This is a genomic window from Agromyces chromiiresistens (genome assembly GCF_029167465.1).
Classification (GTDB): Bacteria; Actinomycetota; Actinomycetes; order Actinomycetales; family Microbacteriaceae; genus Agromyces; species Agromyces chromiiresistens.
Window position 1 is genome coordinate 180,002 of sequence record NZ_JARFNL010000001.1, and the last position, 25,319, is coordinate 205,320.

At 71.8% G+C, this 25,319-nt stretch carries 10 protein-coding genes; 6 read left to right on the forward strand and 4 right to left on the reverse strand.

Annotated features, from left to right (window positions below):
• Positions 1–15: 15 nt before the first annotated feature.
• On the reverse strand, positions 16–9,219 hold the full coding sequence (locus tag PX701_RS00830; protein WP_275505202.1) for a SpvB/TcaC N-terminal domain-containing protein: 9,204 nt from the start codon (positions 9,217–9,219) through the stop codon (positions 16–18).
• A 182-nt stretch (positions 9,220–9,401) separates the two neighbouring features.
• Here PX701_RS00830 and PX701_RS00835 point away from each other — a divergent pair, with 182 nt between their 5' ends.
• Positions 9,402–12,449 (forward strand): ATP-binding protein, encoded by a 3,048-nt coding sequence (locus tag PX701_RS00835; RefSeq protein ID WP_275505203.1) that lies wholly within the window; start codon positions 9,402–9,404, stop codon positions 12,447–12,449.
• A 235-nt stretch (positions 12,450–12,684) separates the two neighbouring features.
• The gene (locus PX701_RS00840) at positions 12,685–13,887 is read left to right on the forward strand and encodes an MFS transporter (protein WP_231429669.1); all 1,203 of its coding nucleotides are present in this window, start codon (positions 12,685–12,687) and stop codon (positions 13,885–13,887) included.
• Between the two features lie 54 nt (positions 13,888–13,941).
• On the opposite strand, the gene PX701_RS00845 is transcribed toward PX701_RS00840, so the two are convergent.
• A complete protein-coding gene (locus PX701_RS00845) occupies positions 13,942–14,760 on the reverse strand; it encodes a shikimate 5-dehydrogenase (protein WP_231429670.1) in 819 nt (272 codons plus the stop codon).
• Positions 14,761–14,873: 113 nt separating this feature from the next.
• Positions 14,874–15,386 (reverse strand): DUF3817 domain-containing protein, encoded by a 513-nt coding sequence (locus PX701_RS00850; protein ID WP_275505204.1) that lies wholly within the window; start codon positions 15,384–15,386, stop codon positions 14,874–14,876.
• Positions 15,387–15,504: 118 nt separating this feature from the next.
• On the opposite strand from PX701_RS00850, the gene PX701_RS00855 reads away from it, so the two are divergent.
• Positions 15,505–16,038, forward strand: a complete 534-nt coding sequence (locus PX701_RS00855) for an adenine phosphoribosyltransferase (protein WP_231429672.1) — start codon at positions 15,505–15,507, stop codon at positions 16,036–16,038.
• A gap of 6 nt (positions 16,039–16,044) precedes the next feature.
• Here PX701_RS00855 and PX701_RS00860 read toward each other — a convergent pair whose 3' ends face one another.
• Positions 16,045–17,646 carry an AMP-binding protein gene (locus PX701_RS00860; protein WP_231429673.1) on the reverse strand — a complete coding sequence of 534 codons (1,602 nt, stop codon included), beginning with the start codon at positions 17,644–17,646 and terminating at the stop codon, positions 16,045–16,047.
• 130 nt (positions 17,647–17,776) lie between these two features.
• Here PX701_RS00860 and PX701_RS00865 point away from each other — a divergent pair, with 130 nt between their 5' ends.
• The 3 genes from PX701_RS00865 to PX701_RS00875 all read left to right on the forward strand — a co-directional run bounded on the left by PX701_RS00865 (position 17,777) and on the right by PX701_RS00875 (position 25,264).
• Entirely contained in the window at positions 17,777–18,205 is a 429-nt protein-coding gene (locus tag PX701_RS00865; protein ID WP_231429674.1) for a Fur family transcriptional regulator, read from the forward strand.
• Between the two features lie 132 nt (positions 18,206–18,337).
• Positions 18,338–19,807, forward strand: coding sequence for a catalase (locus PX701_RS00870; protein WP_231429675.1), 1,470 nt, complete (start codon positions 18,338–18,340; stop codon positions 19,805–19,807).
• 267 nt (positions 19,808–20,074) lie between these two features.
• Positions 20,075–25,264: a family 78 glycoside hydrolase catalytic domain gene (locus PX701_RS00875; protein ID WP_275505205.1), complete on the forward strand. Its 5,190-nt coding sequence runs from the start codon at positions 20,075–20,077 to the stop codon at positions 25,262–25,264.
• Positions 25,265–25,319 lie beyond the last annotated feature (55 nt).

Below are 25,319 nucleotides of genomic sequence, written 5' to 3' on the forward strand. Positions count from 1 at the left end.
CGCCGCGGCCCGTGCTCAGCTGCCCGTCGTCTTCGGCGGTGTCGGCAGCGGCTTCTTCGCCTGACCGCTCGACTTCGCCTTCGTCGGCGTCGCAGGCAGCGGCTTCGTCGTCGGCGCGACCGTCGCCTGGGCGCCGCCGCCGGCGCCGCCGGCGGTCGCCGTCGACGTCGACAGCTGGCTGCTGTTCACCGACGGCGTGCCGCCCGCCGTCGCGTTGCCGGCTCCGCCGCCCGGCGCGTTCGCCGTCGCCGCGGTCTTGTCGCCGCCGAACTTCGCCCGCTTGCCGTACGGGGCGCCGAGCTTCACGGTGCCCTCGTCGAGGTCGATGTCGATCAGCGGGTTCGGCTCGGCGATCTCGGCCGTGTCCTGCCACTTCTTCGCGGCATCCCGGTCCATGCCCACGCCGAGCCGCACGAACGCCTTCGGCAGATGGTTCGCCTTGCCGGCGTCCATCGCCTGACCGACCGCCCCGAGCGCTGCGAAGCCCGACATCTTGCCCGCGGCGTCGCTCTTGTCCCACGCCGCCCTGACGACGTCGTTGGCCTTCGCGATCGTGAAGAGCGCGCCGCTCGGGTCGTTGTACCTGATGGCGTTCGAGCCCGCGTACGCGTACGAGGCCTGCAGCTCAGGAGAGCCGATGAGGCTGAACGGGTCGCTGAGCGCCGGATCGACGGTCAGGAACAGCTCGCGCCGCGCGTCGTACCAGCGCTCGCCGAAGTCCATCAGGCTGCGCCGCTCGTCGGTGTACGCGCCCGCGTACTGGTACGGCGTGCGGTACACCGTCGAGTGCTCGTCGATCCACACCTCGCCGGTCGGGAAGTACTCCTGGTGCTGGAACGTCTGGCCCGTCGCGTCGGTGACGACGTTGGTGCTGCCCTGCAGGTCCTTGTGCAGGAAGTAGCGCTGACCCTCGGCGGCGTACGGATCGTCGCCCGGGTCGCGCTGCTGCGCGATCAGCTCGTCGTCGACCCAGACCTGCTTCGTGAGCTCGTTGCCGTTGCGCACCGTGACCCACGGGTTGATGAACGCCGTCTCGCCGTTCGGACCGCGCTCGATGACCCTGCGGCCCTCGTCGTCGTAGGCGTACTCGGTCGTCTCGCCGTACTCGTCGACGAGCACCATGTGGCCGGCCCAGTCCCAGCTGATCTCCCGTGCGATCTTCGCCTTCTTGCCGGTGCCGTTGACGATCTGCGTGAGCTCGCCGTCGGCGTCGTAGTGGAACGTGTCCTGCCCCTGCGTGCTCACCTGGTGCGGGCCGTCGGCCGCGAACGTGCGGTTGAACGAGTACGAGGTGCCGGACTGCACCTTGCTGCCGAGCTTGTCGACCTGCGCCTTCTTCACGACGTTGCCGGCGTCGTCGAAGTCGAGGTCGAACGTGTAGCTGCGGGTGTTCTTCCACACCTTCGCCGAACCCGAGGCGTCGACGAGCCGGTCGTACGGGTCGTAGCCGTACGTCATCGACACGGGGCTGCCGAACAGGTTCGTCACGGTCGACGGCACGTCGTTCGAGTACTTCGTCGGGTTGCCCACCTTGTCGTACTGGTACGTCTGGTCCTGCACCTCGGCGTAGTGCGCCGGGTTGCCCTTGAGCGGCCGGTCCGCCGAGACGGTGCGCACGTTGTCCATCCACCTCGTCAGCTCGTCGTAGCTCCAGGTCGTCGTCGCGCCGTTGCCGTAGTCGATCGCGGCGGGCACGAGGAACTCGTCGTAGCGCCGGTCGTTCACGTAGTCGTAGTGCCACGTGGTCGGCTCGTCGGTGTACGTCGGGTTGCCGTCGGCGTCGAGCACGGGGTTGCCGTCGGCGTCGAGCACGGGCACCTTCACGAGCCCGGGTTCGTCGCCCACGACCGACCTGGTGAGCCCGCCCGCGTCGTAGTCGTAGGTCAGCACCTCCCCGTCGGGATAGGTCATCGTCTCGACGCGGCTGAGCCCGTCGTACTCCCACTCGGTGGTCCACTGGAACCGCGGGTCGCCGGGCACCCAGTTGTGCAGCTTGATCTCGCTGAGCTGGCTCGTCGTGTTGCCGAGCGGGTCGTAGCCCAGCGTGACCACGCGAGCGGCGTCGTCGATCTGCACGATCCGGCCGGCGCCGTTGTCGGGCGCGCCCGCCTCGCCGTACGTGTACGTCACGTCGGGGGTGTCCTCGGGATAGTCGATCTTCACGAGGTTCTGCAGCTCGTAGTGGTAGGTCGTCTCGACGTCCTCCTCGCGGAGCGTTCCCGAGACCTCCTTGATGACCTTGCCCTCGGCGTCGTACCACGTCTCCACGAGGCCGCCGTCGGGGGTGTCGGTGCTGGTCTTGTTGCCGACCCCGTCGTAGGTGTGGGTGGTCTCGTTGCCGGCGACGTCGACGACCCGCAGCAGCTGGCCGAGGGGGTCGTACCCGTAGCGCGCGGTCTTCGGGGCCAGCAGGTCGGTCGGGTCGGGGGTCGCCGGGTTCAGCGGCTGGTCGTCCATCTGCAGCTCGTTGCCGCGGATGTCGGTGAACGTCGTCGTCACCCGGCCGCGCGGGTCGGTGCTGACGGCTCGCATCACGGATGCCTCGTGACCGGCGACCTCGGCGTCGCCGAAGCCGTACGTCGTCGTCGTGGTCCGCGCCCCCGGCTCGGTCTGCAGCGTCTCCTGATCGAGCAGGTTGACCTCGCGGACCGTCTTCGTCGCGACATCCGAGGTCGCCGTCTCGTAGGTCGTCTGCGCGACCGTGTCGAACGTCGGCCGGTAGGTCTCGACCTCGTGGCCGAAGACGTCGTAGACGACGGCGCCGCTGACGACGCGCCCGTCGGCCGGGACGCCCTGTGCGTCGACGACCCGCGCATCGCGCTTCTGCTGCGTGATGCGGCCGGTGCCGTCGGCGAACTGGACCGTCTCGATCGGGTCGTCGTTGAACCGGTCGGCGTGCCGCGCGATCGCGTAGCCGTATGCGGGTGCGTTCGGGTGGTACTCGAACGTCACGGCGTCGGCCTGCAGCGGGTTGCTGATCGAGGCGGGCCGACCGAGGCCGTCGTAGGTGTACGACGTCGTGTTGCCGTTCGCGTCGGTGCGACTCGCGACCGCCCCCGACGCCCAGTCGAAGGTCGCGGTCGAGGTCATGCCGGTGCGCAGCGGCACCGGATCGGTGTCGGCCTCGTAGTCGAGGAAGACGTCGACCTCGTCCTGGCTGTCGAAGTCGTACTCCGTCACCTCCGCGATGTTCGCGTGGCCCACGTTCGTGTCGTAGACGTACTCGACCGCGTAGCGCACGCCGCCCTCGCCCTCGGGATAGACGATGCGGTTGTAGCTGCCCCACGAGTCGTACTGCAGCTCGGTGACGGCGGTCTCGGTGTCGCTGATGCGCTCCTCGAGGTGGGTCACCGACTGGTTGTCGCAGACCGCGTCGCGCCCGTCGCGCTGCCGCATCACGTTGCCGTCCGAGTCGAAGACGGTGATGACCGCCGGCACGCTCACCCACGTGGGGCACACGTCGGGCGAGAAGATCGGCGAGGCCTGCTCGTCGCTCGGCATCGGGTAGTACGGGGTGTCGCCGAAGCAGCCGAGGCCGGCCGAGTAGTCGCCCCCGTCGTCGAGCTCGACCTCGGAGGACGAGATGCGGCAGTCGGCGTAGTCGGTGACGGTCAGCACGTCGTCGGCATCGGTCTCGAGCTCGCCCTCGTCGAACTGCTCGAGCACGTTGCCGAGGCCGTCGTAGGTGAAGCTCACGCTCGTCTCGTTGCCGACCGTCGTGCCGTCGGCGGCGAAGTAGCGCTCCTCGCTGTCGACGACGAGCGGCGCGTACGACCACGTGAGCGACTCGGTTCCGGTCAGGGTCGGGATGGCCGTGTCGATGTCGACGAGGTCGGCCTCGGCGAGCGGGTCGAAGCCGTCGGCGACGCCCTGCACGTCGCGGATGCCCCAGTCGAGCGTCGCGGCGCGCAGCTTCTTGCCGCTCTGCGCGTCGCTCACGACCATCGAGGTCTGCAGCCCGGCGACGAACACGTCGTCGTTGAGGTACTCCGTCTCGGTGGTGCGCTTGGCGACGCCCTGCTCGTCGAGCTCCTGCTCGGTGACCTTGCCGAATCCGAGCGGCTGGCGGAACAGCCGGTCGAAGCGCAGGTCGTCGTACGCGAACGTCGACACCGAGACATCCGCACCGTCGCCGGGCCGGCCGTCGTCGACCGCGACGCGGCTGAGCGCCCACGTCGAGCCGGGGTGCGCGACCGTGTTGCCGTACCGCTCGTAGTCGAGGCTGACCGTGCCGCCGAGCGGGTTCGTGTACGACGAGAGCAGGTTGGTGCGCCCGGTCGTGTTGCGCTGCACGGCCACCTGGTGGTCGTCGGTCGACGCGAGCGAGTCGACGAAGCCGTCGCCGTCGATGTCCTCGAGCGTGACCTCGGAGAAGCTCACCGAGTTCTGGTACGAGGCGCCGGGGTTGATGACGAGGTAGCACGCGACGAGGCACAGCGGGCCGGCGTACACGGTGAAGTCGACGCCGCCGCCCATGCCCTGCGAACGGTCGTACGACACCTGCGGCGACGCGCCGAGGTCGGCGACGCCGACACCGGCGGCGCGGGCGAAGTCGCCGAAGTCGACCGCGGGCGCGAGGCCCGACCCCGTGCCGAACTCGACCGTCGGCTGCTCACCGGCGGACGGCTTGTGCAGGCGGTCGGGGATGCCGTCGCCGTTCACGTCGAGCCACGCGAAGCGGGCCATGTCGTAGTTCCAGTTGAACGAGACGCCGCCCGAGAACTCGCCCCACGGCGTCGCGAAACCGGCGGACGCATGGGCGCCGATCGACTCCTGGGTGTTGAAGCCCCCGGTCGCGAGCGGCAGCACCGCGTCGGCGAACGAGTAGCCGAGGTTGTAGCGCACGAACACGCCGCTCGGGTTCGTGTAGACGACGTCGGGCAGGCCGTCGCCGTTGACGTCGGCGAGCTCCTGCGACATCTGCGCCGTGTCGCCGCCGCCGGTCGGGATGTCGGAGAGCGCATCGGGCGGGCCGTAGTCGGCCGAGAGCGGGCCGCCGGAGGGGCCCGACTCGTTCGGGTTCGTGAACGACACGTCGAACCCGCCGCCGACGCTCACGCCGAAGCCTGCGCCGAGGCCCGGATCGCTGTCGGAGGCCTTGCTGCCCTTCGACGCCGCATTGCCCTGCGTCGTGTTCGTCTTGCCCTTGTTGTTGGCCGAGATGTCGACGAGGCCCGCGTCGAGGCCGCCCGATGCGTTCACCGTGAAGTCCTGGTTGACGAGCCCCTTCCTCGGGGTGGGATCCGCGACGGTCTTCTGGAAGATGCCGCGCTGGCTCGTGTACTGCACGTTGCCGGGCGTGATGACGTCGGGGTAGCCGTCGCCGTTGAGGTCCTCGTAGTCGACGAGGCTCCAGCTCGGGCCGATGCCGACCGACCCGCCGAGCGGGCCGAAGCCGAAGCCGAGCGAGAGGCTCGGACCGGTGACCGAGATGCGCGTCACACCGCTCTTCGAGGCCCCGTCGTCGACGCCCAGCGAGACCGTGTCGCTCGACAGGCGCGAGGAGCGCATGCGCTCGGCCGACGCGGCGAGGTTGTCGCGGGTGCCGCGCCACTGCGGGGCGTCGAGCGGCGATGCCCCCTCACCGAGCGAGTCGGGATCGAGCAGCGGCAGGTACGCGTAGGCGGGGTCGATGTCGGGCTCCGCCTCGCACTCGGTCACCGGGCCCGTGCACAGGTCTTCGAAGCCGTCGGCGGGCTCCGCGGACTGCGCGGCGGCCTCGTCGATCACGAACGCGTCCTCGTCGACGGGTTGGGTGGCCTTGCCGGCGCTCGCCGTGTAGCCGGCGACGCCCCACCCGCGGTAGGCGAGGGGGAAGATGCCCTGCCGGCCGGTCCACGTCATCACGACGGGCGGCGTCACCTCCTCGGGGACGGCCTCGTCGGTGCGCAGCGTCACCGCGAACCCGTCGGCCGACAGCGCGTCGGCGAGCGCGGGCTCGCGCACGCTGAGCTCGAACCAGTACTCCTCGCCGTCGACGAGCCCGAACGACTGGTCGGGCGGCGTCGCCGTCGGGTCCGTGAGATCCACCGAGGTCTGGTCGACCGAGGCGCCGAGCGTGACCTGCTTCTTCCAGACGAGGCCGTCGCGGCTCTTGATGCTGAGCACGACGTCGCGGTTCGGCAGCTCGTCGGCGATCGGCGAGAGCACGGCGTGCTCGATCTTCAGCTCGCCGTAGTCCTCGGTGTCGTCGGCCGTCCACGGCGCGAGCACCTCGGCGGTCGACCGGTTCGGGTACTGCTCGATCTCGGGCGCGAGGTCGACGCGCTTCGTGTCGGTGAGCACGCCGTCGATCTCCTGCTGCACCTCGATCGGGTCGCCGTTCTCGTCGGTCGCCGCGGTGTAGTGGATCGACGGGTTCCACGAGATGGCGGTGAGGTCGATCGACGAGTCGACCCCGAGGTGCGCGTGCACCGTGTCGGTCTCGGGCTCGGAGGCGGCGTCGGCGGGGTCGGCGGCCACCGGACCCGACACCGGCGTGTCCGCCGTGAACGCGATCGTGCCCACGAAGTCGCCGGGGATCACGCCGTCGGTGATCGTGACGTCTGCCGAGCCGTCGTCGGGCGTGCCGACCGCGTCGGGGATGGCGACCGGCAGCACCGTCGTGGGATCGGCGTCCGTGCGGTCGACCACGAGCCGCACGTCGTCGCTCGTCGCCTTCGACTTCACGACGGTCGCCGTGAAGCGCACGGTGCCGTCGTACGGCATGACGACGCGCGTGTTCGGGCGCCCGGCGAGCGTGAAGTCGTCGGCGATCGAGTAGACGGTCTGCGACAGTCCGTTGACGTCGAGCGGCACCTCGACGGTGTCGTCGGGCACCGGGTCGACCGAGCCCTCGTCGACGACCGCGTCGCCGCCGATCGCCGTGTAGGTCACCGTCGGTGCCCACGCGACCTCGTCATGAGCGCCGTCGTCGATCGAGCCGACCCGGAAGTAGACGCGGTCGCCCGCCTGCACCTCGAGCGGGGTGGCCGCGTCGAACGCGACCGATTCGTCTCCGGGGGTGGCGGGATCGTCGGCGACGAGCGTCTCGACGACCTCGCTCGCCTCGTTCAGCTGGATCGCGACGCGAACGCCGTCGTCGCTCGCGGCCGCCTCGGGGGAGTCGAGGTCCGCTGCGCCGGTGATCGAGACGGTGCCGTCGAAGGGGGCGACCCAGCGCCGGACCGTGTCGATCGGCGGCGATGCGGACTGCAGTCGCTGCTGCAGCGCGTCGAGCTCGGTGCTGTCGACCTGCGGCGTCTGCCCGCCGGTCGCGAGCGGCACCGGCGTGCCCGTGCTGCCGGCCTCGAACGACGGGACCCCGTTCTTCAGCCGGTTGAAGTAGACCGATCCCTCGTGCACCAGGTCGGGCAGCCCGTCGGCGTTGACGTCGGTGAAGTACACGTCGCCCCAGGCGACCGCGCCACCGACGCCGAACGAGGCGGTGACGACGATGTGCGCCTCGACCGCGACCTGCAGCTGGAACTCGTGGTCGCGCGAGAGCCCCTTGCCGGTGAGCGTCGTGAGCGGCACCGGCGCGCTGAACTCGGGTTCGCCGTCGGGTCCGCCGAGGTTCAGCCGGTACCAGACCTCGTGCTTGTCGCCGTTCGCGTCCGTCTTGCCGGCGTTCTTGAACACCTTGTCGGGAAGTCCGTCGCCGTTGAGGTCGATGAACTCCTCGAGGCCGTCGGTCTGGCCGCCGCCGACCTGGATCGATGCCCCGAAGGAGCCGACCTTCTGCGGGATGGCGGGGTTGAACCCGATGTAGGCGTGGCCCTCGGCCGAGTTCGACTCGGAGCCACCGAGCGCGCCGGCCGTGACGTTCTCGTCGAGGAACAGCCGGTCGCCGAGGTCGTCGTTCGCGCCCGTCTCGCCCGTGTTCCACGTCGGATCGGTCGCGAACCCGGCGTAGCCGGCCTGCGAGTACCCGACGTCGTTGAAGTACTGGAAGGTGTGCGTGACGGCGGCGGGGGTGCCCGCGCCCTGCGTCACCGTCGACAGCAGGGTCTTGCCGAACGGCCCGGTCTTGTAGCCGAGGTCGTAGCGCGTGGCGAGCTGGTCGTAGTCCCGACCGCCGTCGACCTGGAGGTCGCCGTACCAGACCTCGACGCTCGCGAGCCGCTCGGCGAGCAGGTCGAGGTAGCGGCCGGTGCCGTCGAGCGTCGAGTCGGGGCGCAGCGGGTACTTCGCGTTCGTCTCCGACGCGGGGTCGACGAGTTCGGTCTGCCGGATGAAGCGGATCTCGTACGGCGGCTGCTCGTGGTAGCCCTCGACCGGATGGTTCTCGTCGGAGGCCTCGGCGGCCTCGGTGTAGAAGATGCTGCGCAGGAACGTGTGGCGAGCGCACAACGTGTCGGCGTCGTCGTCGCACGAGGCATCCGCGACCCAGCCGCCGTCGACCGAGGCGTCGTAGCGGTACCGCAGCGTGTCGTACGCGTACCGGAACATGTTGACGCCGACGTCGCGCTGCGCCGAGAGCAGCCACTTGACGATGTTGCCGTCGTCGTCCTTCACGATGGAGTCGGGGTCGAGCGCCCCCGTGTTCGGGCCGGGCTCGACGAACCCGCGGGTCACGCCGAGCGGTCCGCCCATCGGCCCGCCGGCGTCGGGCTTGGCGCCGTACCAGCGGATGCCGCCCATCTTGTCGCGGACCTCCCACCAGTAGTTCTTCGGGCTGTCGCCGTGGCGGATGATCTGCTCGTACTCGGTCTCGACCTGGCGCGTGAAGTCCTGCCGGTCGGCGATGCGGTCCTCCCACGCGTCGCCGAGGGCGTTCGGCACGAGCATCGCACCGTCGAGCGAGTACGACTCCGACTCCTTGTCGGCGTCGAAGTACGGCACGCCGTAGCTCGTGTCGACCTCGACCGTCCCGACGCCGAGGTCCCAGCCGATGCCGGCCCAGCTCGACTCCGTGGCGGAGGCGTAGTCGAGCGAGAGCTCGGGCGTCATGCCGCGTCCCTGCGGGACGATGAGCGGGTACGACAGCTGGGCGCTGCCGTCGCTGGATGCCTCGGGCGCATCGATGAGCGCGAGGCCCTCCGCCGGATCGGCGTACTGCAGGCCGTCGAACGACCCGTCGCCGAGGTCGTCGGGCGTGAGCAGCGACTCGCGTGCGAGGGTCTCGCCGGGGTCGGCGGCACCGCCGAACCCGCCCGTCGCCGCGAATGCCCCGGTCGCCAGCAATCCGAGTACTGCGACGACCGCCGCCGTCTTCACCGCCGTGCGCTTTGCAGACATCGTCGTCCTCCGTCGGCCGATCCCGTCCCGCGCGCGGAGTGCGCGGGTCGAAGCCCAGTCGACCCCAGAACTGGTGCCGTGTCATGAAGAAAGCCTTCAAGTAGCCTTCAACCGGGGGGACGGCGTCGTCGACGCGTGCGGCGACGCCGATGGGATTCCGAGTGGATGAACAAGGGTGTCGCATGACCGGGCGATCGGGTGGTTCGGCCGCCTTCGTCGCGCCCGACGCGTACTTCTTCGACGGTCATCGCTTCGAGCCCGCCACCGGGACGCTCGTGCTCGACGGCGGCAGGGCGCGCACCGCCCGTCTCGCGGGCGGGGAGCTGCACCTCCGTCCGAAGACGGCGGCGGTGCTCACCGCCCTGCTCGAGCGCGCCGGCGGACTCGTCACGAAGGCGGAGCTCATCGACGAGGTGTGGGACGGCGCCACGGGCGACGAGTCGATCGCCGTCTGCGTCGCCGAGCTCCGGAGACTGCTCGGGGAGCGCGCCGACGACCCGCACTACGTGGCGACCGTGCACCGGCGCGGGTACCGGTTCGGGGCGCCGGTGACGACCGCGCCGCGGCGCGAGGGGCGCGGCGGGCCGGGGCCGGTCGGACGGGAGCCGGAACTGGGCGAGCTCGCCGCGTGGCGGTCGGCCGCGACCGCGGGCGACCGGGTCGTCGGCTTCGTGGCGGGCGAGGCGGGTGCGGGCAAGACGACGCTCGTCCGCGAGTTCGTCGCGAGGCTCCTCCCGGAGCGACAGGTGCTCGGCGAGGGGCGCTGCGCGACGCCGTCGTCGGAGGCGTCCGGGCCGGCGCTGCCGTTCCAGCCGTTCCTCGACGCCATCTCGGCGATCTGCCGCGGACCGGGCGGCGCGAGCTTCCGCGAGATCCTGTGGCGGACCGCCCCGACCTGGCTGCTGCAGCTGCCGGAGCTCATCGAGCCGGCCGCCGTCGAACGCCTGCGCCGTCGCGCCGTGGACCGGTCGATCGGCCGCATGATGCGCGAGGCGGCGGCGGCGTTCGACGCGATGTCGGCCGTCGCCCCCGTCGTCATCGTCATCGAAGACCTGCACGCCGGCGACGACGCGACCGTCGAGCTCGTCGCCCACCTCGCCGACCGGGCGTCCCGCGCGCGACTGCTCCTGATCGCCACCTATCGGGGTGAGGAGGTGCCGGGAGGTGGCGAACTGGCCGACGTCATCGGCCGCCTCGTGGCACTCAGGCGTGCCGAGCACCTCGAGCTCGGACCGCTCGACGCCTCGGCCGTGGCGAGCCTGCTGGCCCGGTCGGAGCGCCGTCGTCCGCCCGGGCCCGAGGTCGTCGCGGCGGTGCTCGACCGCTCCGAGGGGAATGCGATGTTCGTGTCGGCACTCGTCGCCCGGCTCGTCGAGACCGACGGCGTCGATGCGAGCGGAGGCTCGCCGATGACGACGGCCCAGCTCGCCACGGCCGAGGTGCCGGTCGCGGTCGAACGCCTCATCGCCGATCGCCTCGATCGCCTGCCCGCCGGGGATCGCCGCGTGCTGCTGGCGGCCGCGGTCGTGGGCGTGGAGTGCTCGGTCACCGAGGCCGCGGCCGCGCTCGCCGTGCTCGCCGACGGCGACGGCGCGGATGACGACGGGGTCGACGCGGCCGGCGTGGCCGGCGAAACCGACGTCGGGCGCGCGCTGGCACGGACCGCCGCGAACACCGGGGTCATCGTCGAGACCGAGCCGATCGTCTGGCCCGACGGATCGGTCGACGCGTGCTACCGGTTCGCCCATCGCCTCGCCCGTGAAGTACTCGACGCCCGGCTGGGCGCGGCGGCGCGCATCGCGGTGCACCGGGCGATCGCGGAGCGGCTGACGGCGCGCGCGACGCCGGGATCGCTGGCCGGCACCGCGGCCGAGCACTACGAGCTCGGCCGCCAGCCCGACCGGGCCGCCGAGCAGTACGCGCGCGCCGCCGAAGCGGCGCATCGTGCACTCGACACGCGACGCGCCCGCGAGTACGCCGGCCGAGGCATCCGACTCGCCGCGGGTGCCGGTGCCGGCGTACCGGCCGCCGTCAGGCTCCGGCTGCACCTGCAGCTCATCGCCGCGCTGCTCGGCGAGCACGGGCCGTCGGCCGAGGACCTGGGGGATTCGCTCGCCGAGGTCGAGGTGCTCTGCGGGTCGGCCGACGATCCGATGCTCGTCGCCCGCGCCCGGCACGTGTTGTGGAGCCTCGCGTTCATGCGCGGCGACCTGGTGGCGGCCGGCGCCCTGTTCGTCGACTTCGAGGTCGCCGTCGCCGACGTCGACGACGCGGTGCTCGCGACTCAGCTCGCCGATGCGCGGGCACTCACGTTGCTCGCCGAAGGGTCGCCGGCGCTCGCGCTCGCCGTCGTCTCGCGGCCCGAAGCGGCGGGCGCAGGGTTCCCCGGTGGCTCCGACCGCCCGGAGGCGGTCGTCGTCGATCGGTCCACGGCCGCGCTCGCGAGCTGGCTGGTCGGCCGAGCCGACGACGCCAGGGCGCTGGCCCTCGACGGGTTGCGCGTCGCCCGGGAGTCGGGCGCACCAGGAATCGTATGCCGGAGCCTCTGGCCCGTCATCGCGGTGCACCAGTTGCGCGGCGAGCGAGCCCGGGTGCGCCAGTACGCGGCCCAGCTCGCCGCGGTGGCCGAGCTCGACGAGCATTCGCGATGGCGCTCGGTCGCCGCGCTCTTCGACGGGTGGGCGCGCCCTCCGGGCCCGGGCGCGCGGTCGGGCGCGCGCGAGACGGCGCATCCCGCCGAACACCTGATGGCCGGCGGCATGGGATTCGGGCGGCCGTACCATCTCGCGGTCGCGGCCGAGACCGCGGCGCTCGCGGGCGACCACGAGCGCGCCGACGCCACGATCGACGAGGCGCTCAGCGCGGTCGCCTCGACCGGGGATCGCTGGTACCACGCGGAACTGCTGCGCGCCCGCGCCGAGATCCTGGTCGCGTCCGCTCGGGGCCACCCGGAGCGGGGCGTCGTGGCCGAGATCGACGAACTGCTCGAGGAGGCGGTCGCGGTCGCTCGCGCCCAGGGCGCTTCGGCGATCGAGGTGCGAGCGCTCACGGGTCTCGTGCGGCGCGGCGATCGGACGACCGACGGCGCCGTCCATGCGGGGGAACGGCTCGCACAACTGCTCGACGAGCTCGGTGAGGGCATCGCCCGCGTCGACCGCGCCGCTGCCGTCTCGGCACTGCGCGCGTCGGGTGCGGCGCGCCACGTCGGTTCCCCGGCCCTCCGCAACTGACCCGCGCGACGAGCGCCGCCACGTCAGGCGGCGAGCGCCGCCACGCAAGGTGGTCCTGGTCGTCGGTTCCCGACGGCCGCTCGAACGCTGCCGCGCACCCGCCACGTAAGATGGTCCTGGTCGTCGGTTCCCGACGGCCCTGGGCGCGCCCATCAGCGCGCAGTCGACCCGCCGCCGGCATTCGCGGAGCCCCGCCCGCCGCCCTCGGGACGCCATCCGCTTCAGGACTCCTCCAATGACGTCGTCAACCCCCGTCAGCCGTACCCCCGCGCCGCCGTTCCCGTGGCTCGGGCTCATCGTGCTCGCCGCGGCCGTGTTCCTCTCGGTCACGATCGAGATGCTCCCGACCGGTCTCCTGCCCGACATGAGCAGCGGCCTGCAGGTCGGCGAGCCGCTCATCGGCGTACTGGTCACGGTGTTCGCCGCGACCGTCGTCGTGCTCACCGTGCCGCTCGCCGCGCTCACGAGGCGCGTGCCCCGCCGCACGCTCATCGTGCTCACGCTCGGCGTGCTGGCGCTCAGCTGCCTGCTCACCGCGGTCGCGCCGAACTACCCGACGGTCGTCGCGACCCGCGTGCTCGGCGGTGCCGCGCACGGCCTGTTCTGGTCGGTCGTCGGCGCCTACGCCGGCCATCTCGTGCCCAAGGAGCAGCTGGCCCGCGCGGTGTCGATCAGCGTCGCCGGCGGTTCGGCGGCGTTCGTGCTCGGCGTGCCGCTCGGCACCGCACTCGGCCAGGCCTTCGGCTGGCGGCTCGCGTTCGCGTGCGTCGGTGTGCTCACCCTCGTCGGCGCCCTGCTCGTGCAGCGGTTCCTGCCGCCGGTGCGGCATCATGCGGGCGAGGCGGATGCCGCGCCCGTGCGCATCCGCAAGGACCCGACGTTCGTGCCCGTCATCGTGGTGTGCCTCATCACGGCGGTCGCGATGGTCGGCATGTACACGTTCTACACGTACATCGCGCCCTACATGACCGACGTCATGGGGCTGCCGTCGAGCGCGATCAGCCCCATGCTCCTGGCGTACGGCATCGCGGGCGCGGTCGGCCTCGTGCTCGCGGGCGCGGTGCTCGGGCGTCGCCCGACGCTCGGTCTCGTGGTCGCCATGGTCGCGACGGGGCTCGGTGCGGCGGGGCTCGCGGCGTTCCCCGACGTGCCCGGGGTCGGCATCGCGAGCTTCCTGCTGTGGGGCACGGCGTTCGGCGCCCTGCCGACGATGCTGAACACGCGACTGCTGCACTCGGCGTCGGCCAAGATCCGCGACGCCGCGGCCTCGTTCTACACGACGGCGTTCAACACCGGCATCGGCGGCGGTGCGCTGCTCGGCGCCGCCCTGTTCGGCGTGATCGGCCTCGCGGCGCTGCCGTGGGTCTTCGTCGCCCTGCTCTCGTGCTCGACGATCGCGCTCATCTGGACGGCGCTCGTCAATCGCGTCCACCGCTGAGCAGCTTCCGGTCGTCGAGGAGCGGTGGCGGGGTGCCGGCCCCGAGGTCGGCGACTACTCCGCGCGCGAGAACGCCGCGGCGCGGGCGATCTGCTCGCGGGTGATCGGCACGCCCGTGTAGCGCTCGAACTGGCGCGCCGCCTGCAGTGCGTGCACCTCGGCGCCCGAGATGACGGTCCTGCCAGCCGCGCGGGCGGCGACGATGAGCGGCGTCTCGGCCGGGAACGCCACGACGTCGAACACGACGGATGCCGCGGCGATATGGGCCTCCGAGAACGCGAGCGTCGAGGCATCCGCCCCCTGCATGCCCAGTGGCGTGACGTTCACGATGACGTCGAACGCGCCCGGCCCCGGGTCGGTCGCGACCCACTCGTAGCCGTACTGCGCGGCGAGCACCGGGCCGAGCTCCGCGTTGCGGGCGAGTACCGTGAGCTGCTCGAACCCGGCCTCGCGGAACGCCGCGACGACCGCCTTGGCCATGCCGCCCGATCCGCGCACGAGCACGCGCAGCGAAGGGTCGAGCCCGTGGTCGGCGATCAGCTGGGCGATCGCCTCGAAGTCGGTGTTCGACCCCGTGAGCACCCCGCCGTCGTTGACGATCGTGTTCACCGACTCGATCGCCGCCGCCGACGGCTCGACGACGTCGATGAGCGGGATGACGGCCTCCTTGAACGGCATCGAGATGCTCGCGCCGCGGAGTCCGAGCGCCCGGATGCCCCGCACCGCGCCCTCGATGTCGTCGGTCGTGAACGCCTTGTAGATGAAGTTCAGGCCGAGCTCGTCGTAGAGGAAGTTGTGGAAGCGCGTGCCGAGGTTCGACGGGCGGCCGGCGAGCGAGATGCAGACCTGCATGTCCTTGTTGAGGATGGGCATGCGTCCATCATCCTCCGGTCGACACGACGCGAGTCGCCGAAAAGTGCTCCTCGTCGCTCGACGAAGCGCACTTCCTGGCGACTCGCGAGCCGACCGACCAGAGCGGTACGGAGTCAGCCGACCTTGGGCGGACCGATCATGAGCAGCGCGGCGAAGAGCGCGGCGATGCCGACGACCGCGACGACCGTGAGCAGCAGCGGCCGGGCGAGGAACCAGCGCAGCAGCCGGTTCACCCAGTTGCCGTCGGCGGGGTGATCGGTCGCCTCGAACCGCCAGTCGCCCTCGAGGTAGCCCTTGCGCACGAGCCACAGGTCGAACGGCACGGTCGCGTAGGGCACGATCGCGGTCAGCACGGCGAAGGCGATGCGACCGACGTTCCACCGCTGGTTGACGCCGACGAGCACCGACTGGAACGCGTAGGCGAGGAACACGAAGCCGTGGATCGACCCGCCGACGAGCACCGCCCACTCGAGGCCCGCCGCGTACTTCAGGATCATCGCGACGATCAGGATCGTCCAGGTGACGACCTCGGCGAAGGCGAGCAGGCGGTACAGGCGCTTCGGCGTGAGCCGGCTCGTCGGTGCGGTGACGGCGGCGGTCGCGCTCGTGGCGGGGGAGGTGGTCATGCGGTCGTGGCTCCAGAGGTCGGGATGCTTCCATGTTCGCAAGCGCGCGGGCCCCGCGGCATCCGTCGAAGGTTTGACGTCGGGCGGGCGCGCAGCCCGGCCGGAGTAGGCTGCCACGGTGAACGAGCCCGAAACCCGTGCCCTCGTCGAGTCGCGTCTCGCCGTGATCCCCGACTTCCCCGAGCCGGGCGTGCTGTTCCGCGACCTCACCCCCGTCTTCGCCGACGGCGAGGCGTTCCATGCGCTCGCCGAGGCGCTGACGGCGCCGTTCGCCGGCACGTTCGACGTGCTCGCCGGGGTCGAGGCGCGCGGGTTCCTGCTCGCGGCGGCCGCGTCGGTGGCCGCGGGCGTCGGCGTGCTGCCGGTGCGCAAGGCCGGCAAGCTGCCGCGCGCGGTGCTCACCGAGGAGTACGCGCTCGAGTACGGCACCGCCGCGCTCGAGGTGCACGTCGGCGAGCTGCCGCCCGGCACCCGGGTGCTCGTCGTCGACGACGTGCTCGCGACGGGCGGCACGGTGGGCGCGGCGGCGCGCCTCGTCGAACGGGCGGGATGGCGCGTGGCCGGCGTCTCCGTCGCGATCGAGCTCGCCGACCTGGGCGGCCGCGCGGCGCTTCCGTCCGGCCTCGAGGTGTTCAGCCTGCTGCAGTACTGAGCGCCGTCACCCTGCTGCCGCGGCCGCCTCGCGGGCCCGCAGGTCCTTGCGGAGGATCTTGCCCGACGCCGACTTCGGGACCTGCTCGATGAACTCGACGACGCGCACCTTCTCGTGCGGGGCGACGTGCGCGGCGACGTGCTCCATCACTCCCGAGGCGTCGAGCGAGGCGCCCTGCTGCAGCACGACGAACGCCTTCGGCACCTCCTGCCCGTCGTCGTCGAGCACGCCGATGACGGCGGCGTCGGCGATGGCCGGGTGCTCGAGCAGCACGGCCTCGAGCACGGCCGGGGCGACCTGGTAGCCCTTGTACTTGATGAGCTCCTTGAGCCGGTCGACGATGCGGTAGACGCCGTCGACGGTGACGGTCGCGATGTCGCCGGTGTGCAGCCAGCCGTCGGCGTCGAGCATCTCGGCGGTCGCGTCGGGCTTTCCGAGGTAGCCCGCCATCACCTGCGGACCCCTGATCCAGATCTCGCCCGGCTCGCTCGCCTCGTCGGGGGACGCCGGCACCGCGACATCCTCGCCGGTCTCGACGTCGACGATGCGGGCCTCGGTGTTCGCGAGCAGCACGCCGATCGTCGAGCGGTCGAGGTCGGGGCGGTCGACGGGGATGACGTGCGTCACGGGGCTCGTCTCGGTCATGCCGTAGCCCTGGCACACGATGCAGTCGAGGCGCTGGGCGACGAGCTCGGCGAGGGCGCCGTCGAGCGGCGCGGCTCCGGAGAACACGACCTTCACGCTCGAGAGGTCGTACTGGTCGACGAGGGGATGCTTCGCGAGGGCCACAGCGATCGGCGGGGCGATGAAGACCCAGGTGGTGCGGTGCTCGCTCACCACGCGCAGGAACTCGGCGAGGTCGAACTTCGGCATCGTGACGAGGCTCGCCCGCTGCCGGAGCGCGAAGTTGAGCAGCACGGTCATGCCGTAGATGTGGAAGAACGGCAGCACCGCGAGCACCCGGTCGCCGTCGGTGAGTGCGATCGTGGCGCTGCACTGCGCGACGTTCGCGACGAGGTTGCGATGCGTCAGCATGACGCCCTTCGGGCGACCGGTCGTGCCCGACGAGTACGGCAGCACGGCGAGGTGCGTGGCGGGGTCGAAGCTCACGTCGGGCGCGGGGCGCCCCTCGCCCAGGAGCTCGGCGAGCGAGGGATGCCCCGGTGCGCCCTCGAGCACGATGACCTGCTCGTCGGGGATGACGAGCCGCTCTGCGGCGGCGAGCACCCCCGGCAGCAGCGGGCCGACGGTCACGATCCAGCGGGCGCCGGCGTCGCGCAGCTGGTTCTCGATCTCGGCGGGCGTGTAGAGGGAGTTGATCGTGGTCGCCGTGGCGCCCGCCCGCAGGATGCCGTGGAACACGGTCGCGAACGCGGGCACGTTCGGGCAGAGCACGCCGACGGTGTCGCCGACCCCGATGCCGCGCTCCGCGAGGGCGCCGGCGAACAGCTCGATCTGGCGCACGAGCTGCCGGTAGCTCGTGGTCTGCCCGCTCGTGCCGTCGATGAGGGCCACCGCGTCGAGCCGCGCCTCGTCGAGATCGCCGAACAGGAAGTCGAACACGGAGACATCGGGGATGTCGACGTCGGGGTGGGCGCTCCGGGTCATGCGATCTCCTTCGATCCTGCGCGCCGGTCGCCGTCGACCGCGCGTGGCATTCATCCTGCTTCACTGCGCGTCCCGAGGGAAGTGCCGCGAGTTGTCTTGATTCATTCAAGACAACTGCTAGCCTGATGGCATGGACACGGCGGCGGCACCCGAGCGACTCCGCGCCGCGGGCCTCAAGGTGACGGCGCCGCGCACCGCGGTGCTCGAGACGCTCTCGAGCCCCGGGCACCTCGACGCCGAGTCCGTCTACGAGCGGGTGCGGCAGACGCTGCCGACGACCTCGCTGCAGGCCGTCTACGGCGTGCTCGCCGCGCTCGCCGGCGCCGGGCTCGTGCGCCGCATCGAGCCAGCCGGCTCGCCCGCGCTCTACGAGGGGCGCACGGGCGACAACCACCACCACCTCGTGTGCACGAAGTGCCACACCGTCGCCGACGTCGACTGCGTCGTCGGCGAACCGCCCTGCCTCGAGCCGGGCGACGCGCGCGGCTTCGCGATCCACACCGCCGAGGTCACCTTCTGGGGCCTCTGCGCCGACTGCCGATCGGAGCCGGCGGCCTAGCCCGCGGCATCCGACCCCTGCTTCCGCCGGCCCTGCCCGGCGGAGGACGAGCGCGCCCCCGCGGGGCGCTCGTCGCCGTGCCCCGGCGCGGCTCGTCACCGAACGAAACCGAACGAAGTGAAGGACGAACGCATGACGAACCACACCACCACCCAGACCGGCACCCCGGTCGCGAGCGACGCGCACTCGCTCACCGTCGGCGCCGACGGCGCGACGGTGCTGCACGACCGCTACCTCGTCGAGAAGCTCGCGCAGTTCAACCGCGAGCGCATCCCCGAGCGCATCGTGCACGCGAAGGGCGGCGGCGCGTTCGGCCGGTTCGAGGTGACGGCGGATGTCTCGCGGTACACCCGTGCGGCGCTGTTCCAGCCCGGGGCGAGCGTCGAGACGCTGCTGCGCTTCTCGTCGGTCGCGGGGGAGCAGGGCTCGCCCGACACCTGGCGCGACGTGCGCGGCTTCTCGGTGAAGTTCTACACGCCCGAGGGCAACTACGACATCGTGGGCAACAACACGCCCGTGTTCTTCATCCGCGACGCGATCAAGTTCCCCGACTTCATCCACTCGCAGAAGCGGCTGCCCGGCTCGGGGCTGCGCAACTCCGACATGCAGTGGGACTTCTGGACCCTCTCGCCCGAGTCGGCCCACCAGGTCACATACCTCATGGGCGACCGCGGGCTGCCGAAGTCGTGGCGCGAGATGCACGGCTTCGGATCGCACACGTACCAGTGGATCAACGCCGAGGGCGAGCGGTTCTGGGTGAAGTACCACTTCCGTTCGCGGCAGGGCGACCTGCACCTCGATGCCGCACAGGCCGAGGCCATCGCCGGTGCCGACGCCGACTACTACCGCCGCGACCTGCACGAGGCGATCGAGGCCGGCAACCACCCGAAGTGGGACCTGCACGTGCAGGTCATGCCCTACGAGGACGCGAAGACGTACCGGTTCAACCCGTTCGACCTCACGAAGGTCTGGCCGCACGCCGACTACCCGCTCATCGAGGTCGGCACGCTCACGCTCGATCGCAACCCGCAGAACTTCTTCGCCGAGATCGAGCAGGCGGCGTTCTCGCCGGCCAACACGGTGCCGGGCATCGGCATCAGCCCCGACAAGATGCTGATGGCGCGCGTGTTCAGCTACCCCGACGCGCAGCGCTACCGGGTCGGCACGAACTACAACCAGCTGCCGGTGAACGCGCCGCATGCCGCGCCCGTCGCGAACTACTCGCAGGACGGCGCGCAGCGTCACCACTACAACGCGCCGAACGTGCCGGTGTACGCGCCGAACTCGTTCGGCGGGCCGACCGCCGACGCGTCGGCCGCGGGCGAGGGTTCGTGGGAGGGCGACGGCGAGCTCGTGCGCACCGCGTACACGCTGCGCGCCGACGACGGCGACTTCGGCCAGGCCGGCACGCTCTACCGCGACGTGTACTCGGCCGAGGCGAAGGAGCGCCTGCACGTGACCCTGCTCGGCCAGGCGCAGGCGATCACGGTCGACGAGATCCGCGAGCGCTTCTTCCAGTACTGGACGAGCGTCGACGCGGGCCTCGGCCAGGTGCTGCGCGCGGCCTACGCGGTCGCGGCCGAGGAAGGCGCGGCGGCGTAGCGAGGTCGACGGGCCGGATGCCTCCGCGGAGGGGTCCGGCCCGTCGCCGCGCCCGCTCGCTTCCGGCCCCGGGGCGTCCGTGGCGTGCCGCGGCCCGGGCCGGTGTCGCGCCCCCCTTCGCGGCGGCGCTCGACGACCGAGGGGTTGACCGCTCGACGACCGAGGGCTGACCGCTCATCGGCCGAGGGGTTGACCGCTCGTCGGCGCGGTGGATAGGCTCCGACTGTCAGCAATCGATTGAAACGTTTCATCAATGAGGAGAAACGCGTGCGATCCAAACTCCGCAATGCAGCGACGGGCGTACTCGTCGCCGGCACCGTGTTCGCGTCAGTCATCTCGGCCGCACCGACGGCCGCCTTCGCGGCGGCGTCGCAGGCGCCGTCCGTGACCGTCGGCGGCCTCGAGACCAACTCGGCGAAATCCCCACTGGGCATCCCGCTCGCGGCCCCGAAGCTGAGCTGGCAGCTCGCCTCGGCCGGCCGCGGCGTCACCCAGTCGGCGTACCAGGTGCGCGTCGCCACCAGCAAGGCCGCGCTCGACTCGCCCGACGTGTGGGACAGCGGCCGCGTCGAATCGGGCGCCTCGGTCGAGGTGCCCTACGGCGGCCCCGACCTCGAGGGCACCACCCGCTACGCCTGGCAGGTCCGGGTGTGGGACGGCGCGGGACACGCCACCGACTGGAGCGAGCCCGCCCGCTTCGAGACCGCGCTCGCCTCGCTCGACGAGTGGCAGGGCGCCGACTGGATCGGGGCCGACACCTCGATCCCCGCCGGGTGGACCGACTCGACGATGACGTTCACCGCCTCGAAGGTCTCGGGCGCGCTCGGCGTCTACTTCCGCGGCCGCGACGGCTCGAACGCGTACATGTGGCAGCTCAGCGAGAGCTCGAAGTCGCTCCGCCCGCACGTGAAGTCGAACGGCGGCTACACGGTGCTCTCGGCGACGCCGTTCCCCGCGGGCTTCGACTTCGCGGCGAAGCACGACTACGCGATCACCGTCGACGGCACGACGATCACGACGAAGGTCGACGGCGCGGTGCTCGACACCCGCACCGTCCCGACCCACACCGCCGCCGGGCTCGTCGGCTTCCGCACGAGCGGCGCCGAGACCGGCACCGTCTCGGCCGTGAAGGTCACCTCGAAGACGGGCGACGTGCTGCTCGAGACCGACTTCCCGGCGAACGACCGCACCTTCACGGGCGGCACGCTCAAGGGCGGCGACCTCGTCGTCTCGGGCGACACCGACGCCTGGTACGCGTACGGGGCCGACGTTCCGCTGCTGCGCACCGAGTTCGACGTCGACAAGGAGGTCGCCTCGGCCCGCGTCTACGCCGCCGCCCGCGGCCTCTACGAGCTCCAGCTCAACGGCGAGCCCGTGGGCGACCAGGAGCTCGCGCCCGGCTGGACCGACTACAACACGCGCATCCAGTACCAGAGCTACGACGTCACCGATCTCGTGGCCGAGGGCGACAACGCCTTCGGGGCCGAGGTCGCGAACGGCTGGTACGCCGGCCGGGTCGCGATGTTCGGCGACTCGATCTACGGCAGCGACACGTCGCTCATCGCCCAGCTCCGCGTCCGCTACACCGACGGCTCGGAGGAGGTGATCGCGACCGGCGACGACTGGCGCACCACGAACGGCCCGACGACCTCGGCCGACCTCCTCGACGGCGAGGCCTACGACGCGCGTCGCGCGGCCGAGGTCGGCGACTGGGCCGAGGCGGGCTACGACGACGGCGACTGGTCCGACGCGGTCGTGCGCCCGTCGGCCACGGCGAAGCTCGAGCCCCAGACGGCGCCGCCGGTGCGGGTCGTCGACGAGCTCGACGCGAAGGCCCTGCCGAGCCCCGCCGACGGCGTGCACGTCTACGACCTCGAGCAGAACATGGTCGGCCACGTGCGGGCGAAGCTCACGGGCGAGGCCGGACAGACGGTGCGCATCCGCGTCGCCGAGGTGCTGAACCCCGACGGCTCGCTCTACACCGCGAACTTCCGCAGCGCGAAGGCGACCGACTACTACACCTTCGCCGAGGACGGCACGGCGACGTGGGAGCCGAAGTTCACCTTCCACGGCTTCCGCTACGTCGAGATCACCGGCGTCGACGAGGCGCCGCCCGCCGACGGCATCACCGGCGTGGTCGTCGGCAGCGACAACGCTCCGACCGCCTCGCTCGAGACGTCGTCGCCGCTCGTGAACCAGCTGCAGAGCAACATCCTGTGGGGCCAGCGCGGCAACTTCCTCTCGATCCCGACCGACACGCCCGCACGCGACGAGCGCATGGGCTGGACCGGTGACATCAACGTGTTCGCGAACACCGCGAACTACAACATGGACTCGCAGCTGTTCCTGACGAAGTGGCTGCAGGACCTGCGCGACACCCAGAACGCCGAGGGCTCCTTCCCCGGCGTCGCCCCGATCATCCCCGGCCGCTTCGACGGCGGGTACGGCCGGGCCGGCTGGGCCGACGCGGGCGTGCACGTGCCGTACTCGATCTGGAAGGCCTACGGCGACACCCAGGTGCTCGCCGACAGCTACGACTCGATGAAGCGCTACGTCGACTACCTCGACGCGAGCGCGGTCGGTCACATCCGCAACGTGGGCGGGTACAACGACTGGCTGAACCTCGACGACGACACCCCGGCCACGGTGATCGACACCGCCTTCCTCGCCAAGGGCACTCGCGAGTTCGCCGAGATGGCGCAGGCGCTCGGGCACGACGACGTCGCGCAGGCGTACTTCGACCGCTACGAGGCGATCAAGGCGGCCTACGGCACGGCGTTCGTGTCGGCCGACGGCACGGTGCGCGGCGACTCGCAGACCGCGTACATCCTGACGATCATGAACGACCTGATCCCCGACGGGCTCGACGAGGCCGTCGCGACCCAGTTCGAGGAGACGCTCGCGCGTCGCGGCAACCACCTCTCGACGGGCTTCCTCGGCGTCGACGGGCTGCTGCCGGCGCTCACGAAGATCGGCCGCACCGACATCGCCTACACCCTGCTGCAGAACACCGACTACCCGTCGTGGGGCTACGAGATCGGCAAGGGCGCGACCACCATCTGGGAGCGCTGGAACTCGATCATGCCCGACGGCTCGTTCGGCCCGGTGGAGATGAACTCGTTCAACCACTACGCCTACGGCGCGGTCGGCGAGTGGATGTACCGCACCATGGCCGGTGTCTCGGCACTCGAGCCCGGGTATCGCAAGGTGCTCGTCGCGCCGCAGCCGGGCGAGGGCATCGACCGGGTCGACTACTCGCTCGAGACGCCGTACGGCACGGTCGTCTCCGACTGGCGAACGGATGCCTCGGGCACGATGCGCCTCGACGTCACGGTGCCGGCGAACACGACGGCCGAGATCCGCATCCCGACGACGAGCCGCTGGGCGGTCACGGAGGGCGGCGTCCCCGCGGCGTCGGCGCGGGGCGTCGAGTTCTCGCGGTACGCCGACGGGGTCGCCGTGTTCACCGTCGGATCGGGCGAGTACGAGTTCGCGCAGGACGCGACGCTCGGCCGCCTCGGCGACACGCGCGACGCGGCGACGGCGTTCGGCGACCAGGTCTCTGCCCTCGACGAGGCCGGCTCGCTCTCGGCCGAGCAGGCCGAGGCGCTCGGCGAGTTCGCGGCGACCTTCGCCGAGCGCGCCGGCAAGGCGTGGGACTCGTACGTCGGCGACGAGCGGGGCCGCGACCGCGACCTCCGCACCGCGGCCGCGGCGCACAAGACGCTGAGCACGATCCAGACGATCTCGGCGTACCTCGACCGCGAGGTCGACCACGGGGCGCTGCCGGCGGAGACCGCCGACGCGCTTCGGGCCGTCCTCGATCCCGCCGCGGCGAAGCTGACGCAGGCGTGCGCCGCGCTCGCCGGCGCCGAGGTCTCGCTGACGGTGCCCGCCGACGGCGTGTTCCCCGGCGACGAGGCGACGGCGAGCATCGCCGTCGAGGTCGCGGGCGGCAAGAAGCTCGGCCGGGTCGCGGCAGAACTCGTCTCCGACGACGGCTTCACCGTCACCGCCGACGGCGGACGGACCCTCCCGCAGCTCTCGCCCGGTGCCGACGCCACGTTCGACTTCGTCGTGGCGGTGCCCGCCGACACCGCTCCCGGCCGCTACGGCCTCACGGGATCGCTGAACTACCGGTACGAGGGCACCGACGTCGAGATCCCCGTCGACGCCGAGCTCGTGGTCGCTGCGCCGGTCCTCGTGCAGGACGTCACGATCGAGCCCGCAACGGCGCACCCCGGTGACGTCGTCGCGGTGACGGTCGACCTCGCCAACCTGAGCGACGACGACCGCACGGGCACGGTCCGGATCGAAGGCCCCGACGGGTGGAGCGACGCGACCGCGGCGTTCGACCTGCCCGCCGAGGCATCCGCCGCGTCGAACGTCGAGGTGACCGTGCCGTACACGGTCACCGCGGGCGACGTCGCGCTCACCGCATCGGTCGGGCAGACCGCGGAGGAGCGTCGCGCGGCGACGCTCGCCGTCGGGCTCTCGAACGCCCCCGCGGTCGTCGTCGATCACGTCGACCTCGGCCTCGCCCAGTCGGAGCGCTCGCACGGCCTCACCGCCTCGGAGCACTCGGGCACCTCGAGCGAGGCGGGCCTCACCCGTCGCTACACGCACACCTCGTACCCGGGCGGATGGTTCGAGTTCGACGTCGCCGTGCCGGCCGGCGAGCCGTTCGTCGTGCGGGCGGTCGAGACGTTCGACGGCGCGCGCCAGAAGACGTACGACGTGTCCGCCGACGGGGCGACCGTCTTCGAGCAGCGCTACGCCCGCACCGCGGGCGGGGCCGGCACGATGACCTTCCAGTTCCTGGTCGAGCCCTCCGACGCGACCGCCGACGGCACGGTGCGGCTCCGCTTCCAGGACGTCGACGGCGGCTACGACCCGTCGATCGCCGACGTCTGGGTGCTGCCCGCGACGCCCGGCCTCGACGCCGCCGAGAACGTGCTCGCGGGCGCCGCCGCGACGGCGCGCACGAGCCTGCAGTCGGCACCCGCGTGGAGCACGGCGAACCTCGTCGACGGCAAGCGCGAGAGCCTCGCGGGCGGCGCGAAGGGCTACACCTCGAACGGCCCCGACCGGTCGCCGACGGGCGTCGACCAGTGGGTCGCGTTCGACCTCGGCGAGGCGACGGCCCTGAACACCGTGGTCGTCTACCCGCGCACCGCCACGGCCGACGACCCCGCGGCCGACGGCACCGACGGGGCGCACTTCCCGAAGGCGTTCGCGCTGCAGGTGAGCGACGACGGCCAGGCCTGGACCACGGTGAAGGAGGTCACCGGCCAGGCCGACCCCGGCCCGCGGCCCCAGACCTACCGGTTCGACACCGTGCAGGCGCGCCACGTGCGGATCGCCGTGACCGAGCTCGGCCGGCCGACGACCGACGAGGGACGCCTCGGGTACTACCGGCTGCAGCTCGCGGAAGTGCAGGCGTTCGACCTCGGTTGACGCGAGGGGCGCCGAACAGGGCGACGGGCCGGATGCCTCGTGGTGGGGCATCCGG

What these genes read in the sequence shown, in the direction of transcription:
- PX701_RS00845 (WP_231429670.1), bottom strand. Translation starts at nt 14,760, where the DNA reads ATGCCCATCCTCAACAAGGACATGCAGGTCTGCATCTCGCTCGCCGGC.
- PX701_RS00835 (WP_275505203.1), top strand. Translation starts at nt 9,402, where the DNA reads ATGACCGGGCGATCGGGTGGTTCGGCCGCCTTCGTCGCGCCCGACGCG.
- PX701_RS00830 (WP_275505202.1), bottom strand. Translation starts at nt 9,219, where the DNA reads ATGTCTGCAAAGCGCACGGCGGTGAAGACGGCGGCGGTCGTCGCAGTA.
- PX701_RS00860 (WP_231429673.1), bottom strand. Translation starts at nt 17,646, where the DNA reads ATGACCCGGAGCGCCCACCCCGACGTCGACATCCCCGATGTCTCCGTG.
- PX701_RS00850 (WP_275505204.1), bottom strand. Translation starts at nt 15,386, where the DNA reads ATGACCACCTCCCCCGCCACGAGCGCGACCGCCGCCGTCACCGCACCG.
- PX701_RS00865 (WP_231429674.1), top strand. Translation starts at nt 17,777, where the DNA reads ATGGACACGGCGGCGGCACCCGAGCGACTCCGCGCCGCGGGCCTCAAG.
- PX701_RS00840 (WP_231429669.1), top strand. Translation starts at nt 12,685, where the DNA reads ATGACGTCGTCAACCCCCGTCAGCCGTACCCCCGCGCCGCCGTTCCCG.
- PX701_RS00870 (WP_231429675.1), top strand. Translation starts at nt 18,338, where the DNA reads ATGACGAACCACACCACCACCCAGACCGGCACCCCGGTCGCGAGCGAC.